The organism is Vibrio sp. 10N.222.48.A3, assembly GCF_041475345.1.
Lineage (GTDB): Bacteria > Pseudomonadota > Gammaproteobacteria > Enterobacterales > Vibrionaceae > Vibrio > Vibrio tasmaniensis_A.
The window spans coordinates 1-7,666 of record NZ_JBFRVX010000582.1 but is presented as its reverse complement, the minus strand read 5'-3'; the positions used below and the strand labels follow the sequence as shown (position 1 = coordinate 7,666).

General features: G+C 43.5%; 8 protein-coding genes and 1 pseudogene. 6 read left to right on the top strand and 3 right to left on the bottom strand.

What is annotated here, in order from left to right; genetic code table 11:
- Nucleotides 1–188: 188 nt before the first annotated feature.
- The 5 genes from AB4653_RS16510 to AB4653_RS16490 all read left to right on the top strand — a co-directional run bounded on the left by AB4653_RS16510 (nucleotide 189) and on the right by AB4653_RS16490 (nucleotide 2,676).
- Nucleotides 189–437 carry a hypothetical protein gene (locus tag AB4653_RS16510; RefSeq protein WP_032555183.1) on the top strand — a complete coding sequence of 83 codons (249 nt, stop codon included), beginning with the start codon at nucleotides 189–191 and terminating at the stop codon, nucleotides 435–437.
- A gap of 133 nt (nucleotides 438–570) precedes the next feature.
- Nucleotides 571–1,191: a septation protein A gene (locus AB4653_RS16505; RefSeq protein ID WP_009846427.1), complete on the top strand. Its 621-nt coding sequence runs from the start codon at nucleotides 571–573 to the stop codon at nucleotides 1,189–1,191.
- 195 nt (nucleotides 1,192–1,386) lie between these two features.
- Nucleotides 1,387–1,785, top strand: coding sequence for an acyl-CoA thioester hydrolase YciA (gene yciA, locus AB4653_RS16500; RefSeq protein ID WP_009846426.1), 399 nt, complete (start codon nucleotides 1,387–1,389; stop codon nucleotides 1,783–1,785).
- Nucleotides 1,786–1,979: 194 nt separating this feature from the next.
- Nucleotides 1,980–2,276 (top strand): YciI family protein, encoded by a 297-nt coding sequence (locus AB4653_RS16495; RefSeq protein WP_009846425.1) that lies wholly within the window; start codon nucleotides 1,980–1,982, stop codon nucleotides 2,274–2,276.
- 1 nt (nucleotide 2,277) lies between these two features.
- Nucleotides 2,278–2,676, top strand: a complete 399-nt coding sequence (locus AB4653_RS16490; RefSeq protein WP_009846424.1) for a GspS/AspS pilotin family protein — start codon at nucleotides 2,278–2,280, stop codon at nucleotides 2,674–2,676.
- A 108-nt stretch (nucleotides 2,677–2,784) separates the two neighbouring features.
- Here the strand turns inward: AB4653_RS16490 and metE are convergent.
- Nucleotides 2,785–5,123, bottom strand: a pseudogene (gene metE / locus AB4653_RS16485) (5-methyltetrahydropteroyltriglutamate--homocysteine S-methyltransferase).
- A 278-nt stretch (nucleotides 5,124–5,401) separates the two neighbouring features.
- Between metE and AB4653_RS16480 the strand changes: the two are divergent.
- The gene (locus AB4653_RS16480) at nucleotides 5,402–6,313 is read left to right on the top strand and encodes a LysR substrate-binding domain-containing protein (protein ID WP_009846422.1); all 912 of its coding nucleotides are present in this window, start codon (nucleotides 5,402–5,404) and stop codon (nucleotides 6,311–6,313) included.
- A gap of 155 nt (nucleotides 6,314–6,468) precedes the next feature.
- On the opposite strand, the gene AB4653_RS16475 is transcribed toward AB4653_RS16480, so the two are convergent.
- Entirely contained in the window at nucleotides 6,469–6,669 is a 201-nt protein-coding gene (locus AB4653_RS16475) for a DUF4250 domain-containing protein (protein ID WP_009846421.1), read from the bottom strand.
- 121 nt (nucleotides 6,670–6,790) lie between these two features.
- Nucleotides 6,791–7,471 (bottom strand): hypothetical protein, encoded by a 681-nt coding sequence (locus tag AB4653_RS16470; RefSeq protein WP_009846420.1) that lies wholly within the window; start codon nucleotides 7,469–7,471, stop codon nucleotides 6,791–6,793.
- Nucleotides 7,472–7,666: the final 195 nt, after the last annotated feature.

The following is a 7,666-nucleotide window of genomic DNA, read 5'->3' as shown; positions in this document are numbered from 1 at the left end:
GTATTGGTATCTATAGAATAGAACGAACGTTTCTTTAACTAGTTGAAAAGAAAATTAATTCAACTTTTTACGTCAGAAATTCTACCCCAATGGATTAAATGGCATTCGAATTGCTTTGTCATAGATAACCCAACTAATATACAGCAGGTTGCACCAATAACATTGCAGCTTGTCACGGAGGATAGGCTATGACCTTACAACGACATACATATTACGGCTTAATTCACCATGGAATTAAAACTCTATTAATGGACAGAATTGGCCACTTCACAGAGCGTGAATATCACGAGTATCTCGACTTAACGACCGGTAAATCGACGTGTTTTACCATGAGCGAACAAGAACTCGAAAACACATTAGACAGTTTGAAAAGTGAAGGTTACCTTGAAGACATCAAGAAGCTAATACCTCGCTATCAAACCTCGTCAATGCGTTAACCTGTTAGAGTTCGCTAAACACGATAATCGGTTAGATTGAATTAATTAGCACCCAATTGTCTCGAGCTATTTAGCATCGAGACAGTTTTGGTTAGACTGTCTGCAACTCAACTAACTGGATAGTCAGTGCCACATGAAGCAAATTCTTGATTTCATTCCTCTCATTATTTTCTTTGCGCTTTACAAGATGTACGACATCTACACGGCTACAGGTGCATTGATTGTTGCTTCCGCAGTACAAATCATTTTGACGTACATCATCTACAAGAAAGTAGAAAAAATGCAGATCATCACCTTTCTAATGGTTGCCGTATTTGGTGGCATGACCATCTTTTTGCATGATGACAACTTCATAAAATGGAAAGTGACCATCGTTTATGCGCTATTTGCTATCGGCCTTACAGTCAGTCACCTAATGGGCAAATCAGCGATTAAAGGCATGTTGGGTAAAGAGATCTCTCTTCCTGAAGCAGTGTGGGGCAAGATCAACTGGGCTTGGACTCTGTTCTTCACATTGTGTGCGATCCTCAATGTTTACGTTGCTTTCAACCTGCCATTGGATGTGTGGGTCAACTTCAAAGTGTTTGGCTTACTGATCGCTACTTTTGCATTTACCTTACTAACGGGCGTTTATATCTATAAACATTTACCAAAAGACCAACATTTGCCAAAAGATAAGCATCAGCAAAGAGACCAAGAAACACAAAACGATACGCAACAAGAGCTCTCAGGTAAAAATACCGAGGAGAAATAACCCTTAGGGATGAGTCCTCACCCCCTTTTTGATACAATTATTATCAATATGCGATTTAACAGTGGCCAATGATACTCGTGATCATTGGCCACTGATTGTTTGTGTTCGGTGAATACGTTAAAAATACGACCACCGCGAACCCCGCAAACACATCTATTTAAATTTAAAACAATCAATACCATTAAGAGTACAACAATGACTATTCAATCAACTTTGAACCCGATTGGTTCTTTACTTCTTCGCACTTTGGCGATGCCTTCTGATACCAATGCAGCAGGCCAGATTTTCGGTGGTTGGATAATGTCTCAGCTCGACCTTGCTGGCGGGATACTGGCGAAAGAGATCTCTAACGGCAAGATAGTCACCGTGTCAGTATCAAGCATCGAATTCAAACAGCCAGTGTCGGTTGGCGATGTGGTCTGTGTTTATGGCGACTGCACCAAGATTGGCCGTAGCTCGATGAATATCGACCTAGAAGTCTGGGTGAAGCCTGTACTTGATCACGGTATTGGCGATCGTTACAAGGTATGTGGCGCGACATTCAACTACGTTGCCGTGGACGAAAGTGGTAAACCTCGCTCAATTAATAAATAGTACTTTCGACGACCCTATCGCACTTTAAGGTCTTTAGTCGTTTCGATTAAAAATGCTAAAGACCTTCTCACTCTCCCGCACCATTTCACAATTTCTTATCATTAACTCTTCCAATACCGATTAGTTCGCGTAAATTAGCCAGATAACTAATTTAATCGCTCTAATTCAGTGAAGTAACATAAGGATATCTCAACATGTGGTACGTGATTTTTTCTCAAGACGTCGAAAACTCATTAGAAAAACGCCTAAGTGTTCGCCCACAACATCTAGAACGCCTACAAACACTTCACAATGAAGGCCGACTGTTAACAGCAGGTCCAATGCCAGCAATTGACTCCGATAACCCTGGCGAAGCAGGCTTCACTGGTTCTACTGTGATTGCTGAATTCAACTCTTTGGAAGACGCACAAGCATGGGCTGATGCAGACCCGTACATCGCTGCTGGTGTCTACCAGAATGTGATTGTTAAACCATTCAAGAAAGTATTTTAACGTGAAAAAATGGATTATTGGGTCACTGGCTATTGCCCTACTCGCAGGCTGTAGCTCATCAAGTGAACAAGACAAACAAAGACAGTTAGAGATGATGGCTCACCATCGTGCGGGTGTTTTATCTGCCGGCCTACCTATTGAGTATGGTCCACTCTCTATCATGCGTGTGCTAGCAAAAAATACTGTCGTCGAAATCATGATGATCTACAACCAAGATGCGAAAGGCGCTAAGCCTTTAAACCAAGTTGTAGACATGAGTGTGAATAGCTACTGCACCAACTCTGAAGTAAGAGCTAACCTCGACATGGGCTTAGCTTACAACATCAAAATTCGCAATACACGCGGACAACTGATGGTTGAAAAGCTGATCAGCAAAGAGACGTGTCAGAGCAGCCGCTAGATTCGAGATTCGAGATTCGAACAAGTATAAAACCAGAAGGCCTCGCAAATGCGAGGCCTTTTTTGTGGGTCATCGTGGAGTAGAGGGTCAATCAAATCTTAGACTGAATTATGCCTCAGCTGATTCCCACTCTTTACGCAGTGTCTTCGTCGCCGAAACTAAGTTAGTGAGTGCCGCTTCTGTCTCTGCCCAATTACGTGTCTTCAGCCCACAATCAGGGTTTGCCCATAAACGTTCTGCAGGTATTTTTTCTGCCGCTTTCTTAAGTAAATCAACAATCCACTCTTCTGAAGGGATGTTTGGCGAGTGAATATCATAAACGCCAGGTCCAATCGCATTCGGATAGTTAAACTCTTCAAACGCTTTCAGTAGTTCCATGTTCGAACGAGAAGTCTCAATGGTAATCACATCGGCATCTAGCGCGGCCACTGAATCAATGATCTCGTTGAACTCGCTGTAACACATGTGGGTATGAATCTGAGTTTCTGGTTTAGCACTCGCCGCTGAGATCTTAAAGGCATCCACTGCCCATTCTAAGTACTCTGCATGGTCGCGCTTTTTCAAAGGCAAACCTTCGCGAATAGCAGGCTCATCGATTTGAATAATGTTGATTCCTGCGTCTTGCAGATCAGACACCTCATCACGCAGCGCAAATGCCAATTGATTAGTGATCTCTTTACGCGAGATATCTTCACGTGGGAATGTCCAACATAAGATAGTCACTGGCCCTGTGAGCATGCCTTTCATCTGCTTTGAAGTTAGAGATTGAGCATAAGTCGACCACTCGACCGTCATTGGTTTTTCACGCTCAATATCCGCAACCACAATCGCCGGTTTCACGCAACGAGAGCCATAACTTTGTACCCAACCAAACTTAGTGGTTTGGAAGCCTGCTAGGTTTTCTGCAAAGTACTCCACCATGTCATTGCGTTCCGCCTCACCATGCACAAGCACATCCAAATCTAAGGCTTCTTGGCGCTTAACAGCATCAGCAATATGACCTTTCAATGCGGTTGTGTATTCCGCTTCATTCAGTTTGCCAGTTCGGTAAGCACTACGCTGAAGACGAATCTCTCCTGTCTGTGGGAACGAACCAATGGTTGTGGTTGGTAACAGCGGTAACCCGAGAACTTCAGACTGATGCGCTGCGCGCTCTGCGTATGGAGCACTGCGTTCTGCCAGTGCTTTGGTAATGGTATTGATACGAGCCTGAACTTGTGGCTTGTTCACATGAGTCGCGTTCTTACGGGCAACAATTGGTTGGCTGTAAGTCTCACACGCCAAAATGGCATTTTGATCGCCGTCTAACGCCGCACCCAACAAGCTCACCTCGGTGACTTTCTGTTTTGCGAAGGCAAACCAACTCTTCACTTCTTCGCTAAGCGTTTCTTCTAACTCCAAATCAACAGGACTATGCAGCAATGAACATGAACTTGCGATCCAAAGCTTATCTCCTAGTTTGTCTTTCACAGGTTGCAGTAACTCAAGCTGCGCGGCTAAGTCAGCTCGCCACACATTGCGTCCATTGATTGCACCCGCAGAAAGTACCCAATCTTCCGGTAACTTATTAACCACTTCATCGAGTTGCTGCGGTGCTGCTACTAAGTCGATATGTAAGCCGTTTATAGGCAGATCTACGATTTTATCTAATGTATCTGTGACCGAATCAAAGTAAGTGGTAAGTAGTAGTTTTACATCGCCTTGAATCACTTGGTAAGCCAGCTTGAATGAATCTACCCACTGATTATCAAGCTCCAAAGCCAGGATTGGCTCATCAATTTGGACCCACTCTACGCCAAGCTTTGAGAGCTTTGCCAAAATGGCTTGATACGCGGTAAGAAGGCGAGGAAGTAGAGATAAGCGGTCAAACCCTTCTTCCACTTCTTTGCCTAGGTATAAGTAAGAGAGTGGCCCAAGGAGTACAGGCTTAACTTTGTGTCCTGCTTTAATCGCTTCATTCACTTCATCAAACAGTTGACTTCAAAAGAGTCATCTTTGCTGAACTCAGGAACAATGTAGTGGTAGTTAGTGTTGAACCACTTGGTCATGTCAGAAGCAGCTGAACTGTCTTTAGTGACATCATTCGACGTATGCGAACCACCGCAGCAAGTAGATTGAACTTGAGACTGACCGCGACCTACACGGAACAAGGTATCTAAATCTGGGAAGGATTTTTCATCTTCTGATCCACCAGCATGGCGCTTGGGAACGTGACCTAGAAGTAGAGTCGTAGTTAGTACATGGTCATACCATGCGAAGTCACCCGCAGTTGCAAAGCTTAGATTCGCGTCAGCTTGTACATTCCAGTTACGATTTCTTAATTCACTGCCGATCTGCTTAAGCTCAGATTGATCGATCTCACCGCGCCAGTACTTCTCGAGAGTGAATTTGAGTTCGCGTTTTTCACCGATACGTGGGTAGCCAAGAATATGCGTTGTTGTCGTCATGTGTGTGTTCCTTATTCGATAATTTTAATTTCCGGTCAGACTGCCTGTAATGATTGCATTTTTAACAAAGGCGTCTGGATGGCTAAACTATCTCCCTAATCTGAACGATGAACAAGGTCCAAATATTCATCTTGTTTATTAATAATTTTCATCTTTAATAATCTAACCGCTAATTTATTAAATCCATCTGGACATCCAGACGTTTACAAATGAAAGAAAACACCGTAGGGTGATTATTAAGAAATATTGAATTAGCTTAGGGAATATGAGGAATACTCATGATAGAGCTTAAACACCTTCGAACATTGACCACCTTGAGAGACAGCGGCTCGCTAACCGCGACTGCAACTTCTCTTCATCTGACTCAGTCGGCACTTTCTCACCAGTTGAAAGACCTTGAGGCTCGAATTGGCGGTCAGCTTTTTTTGCGTAAAACAAGGCCGGTTAAATTTACCTCGGAAGGCGAAATCTTGTTAAAACTGGCTGATGAGATACAGCCACAAATCGCCAAAGCTGAAAACGAACTCGCAAGCCTAAAAGAAGATGTGAATGGTCGATTGCACATGGCGATCGAGTGTCACTCATGCTTCCAATGGTTAATGCCCGCTTTGAAGGAGTACCAAGTTGCTTGGCCAAGTGTAACCCTTGATTTCTCGTCAGGGTTTGGCTTTGAACCCCTACCCGCACTAATGGCAGGCGAACTCGACTTGGTGATCACATCAGACATTCAGCCTCGCTCTGAGGTTCACTACGAACCTCTCTTTGATTTTGAGATGCGTTTGATCACTGCAATCAACTCACCTTTGGCAGAAAAACAGAGCATAGAACCGCAAGATCTTAGCGATATAACCATGCTCTCTTATCCGGTTCAAAAACAGCGTCTCGATGTAGTGAAACACTTTTTGCAACCAGCAGGCGTTGAACCAAAGAAATGGAAACAAGCAGACAACACATTGATGTTAGTGCAAATGGTATCGGCAGGCTTAGGGGTTGCTGCGTTGCCAAATTGGGCAATCAGTGAATTTTCGAGACAAGGGTTAATCGCCAGTAAACCATTGGGTAACGGGCTTTCAAGAAGGTTGTTCGCAGCGGTAAGAAACTCAGAAAAAGACAAACGTTACCTACAAGCTTTCTTTAGCACGGCAAGACAGCAAAGTAAGAGTCACCTAGATGGCATTGAGGTCGTTTAAGAGACTCGTTGTTGGGTTAGTTTATGCCTGCGTTGAACCTGATAGATATGCGCCAGAAACAAAAAAGTCACAGATTATCTGTGACTTTTTTATTGCCAATACCGACAACAGGTAATGAGTGTTAATCCACGATAGAAGAAACTCTCATTGTGAGCTTATCTTGAGTAAGACTTGAATTGATTAGTCAGTGGGTCGTATTGATAGCCCAACATATCAAGCTTGCCCACGACACTTTCTATATCCATTTCATACATACTGATCAGCTCTTCAAAGCTATCGCATTCTAAGCGAAGTTTTTCATTCACGATTCCCAGCAAAATAATGCTATCGAAACCTTTGACGTTGCTTAAATCCATCCCGTACTCCTAACGAACACACCGACTAGATTTAAGTTTAGAACGCTTACCAACACCCCGCTAAAAAACAGATCACACTTTTTCGATTCAACACCGAAAGGCTTGTGAGATCAGTAACCGCCTACATCGCCCAAACTGGCGTTAAACCAACAGCCGCCGCCAATAACATCAACAATGAAATAGTCAGCTGAAGCTTTTCAGGGGTTTTAACGAACAATAAATGCCAACACCACACCACGATAGCAGAGATTAGCAAAGCAAAGCTAAACAGCAGAGTTGAAATCATTGGCTCTAATTGAGCTTCAGACAGAGAGTAAACATTTATGACCGTCGCCAAAACCACCAACATCCCCGTCAGCACACCAACAACGGGCAGAACACGGTGAAAAGCCTGTAAGCGTGTTCTTGCAATCGTCAGCAGTAAATGACCAAACGCTGCCCCCAATAAAACCACGAGTAATAAAGTGCTAATAATACCGACTGTGGTTGCTTGCTCCGTCGCTTGTATAGCAACGTATGACAGTGCTAAACCACAAGCTAAATACATCACCCAAATAGGGCCAGAATCTCGAGTCTTCTTGGTTTGAACTTGAGAATAGAAATAAAAGATCGCGAACACGACAAGAAATGCTTCAATTCTTAATGAGGCAACGGCAAGCCAAAGCACGCCAATTGCAGGCAACATCTTGTGAATGCGGCCACGTTGTCCCGGGCAAATATCCCCTTTCACTAAGATGAGGGTTAAGATCAGTTGGGCTCCTAATAGCATCGGAGCAAATTGTACTAATAACGTTTCGACCATTGTGGATCTACTTCTTCAAACTTATTTTCGCGAATAATATCAAAAACTGGTGCGAACACTAATCAAAATCATAAATTAGAGACGAGATTCAAGGCTTCAACTATGCTGATGTATGGCTCTTCTGTCGCCATTTACCGTAAAAATACGAAAGACATCAAAACTAACAGGGGCATGTTCTACTGGCTAGTCTAGGCT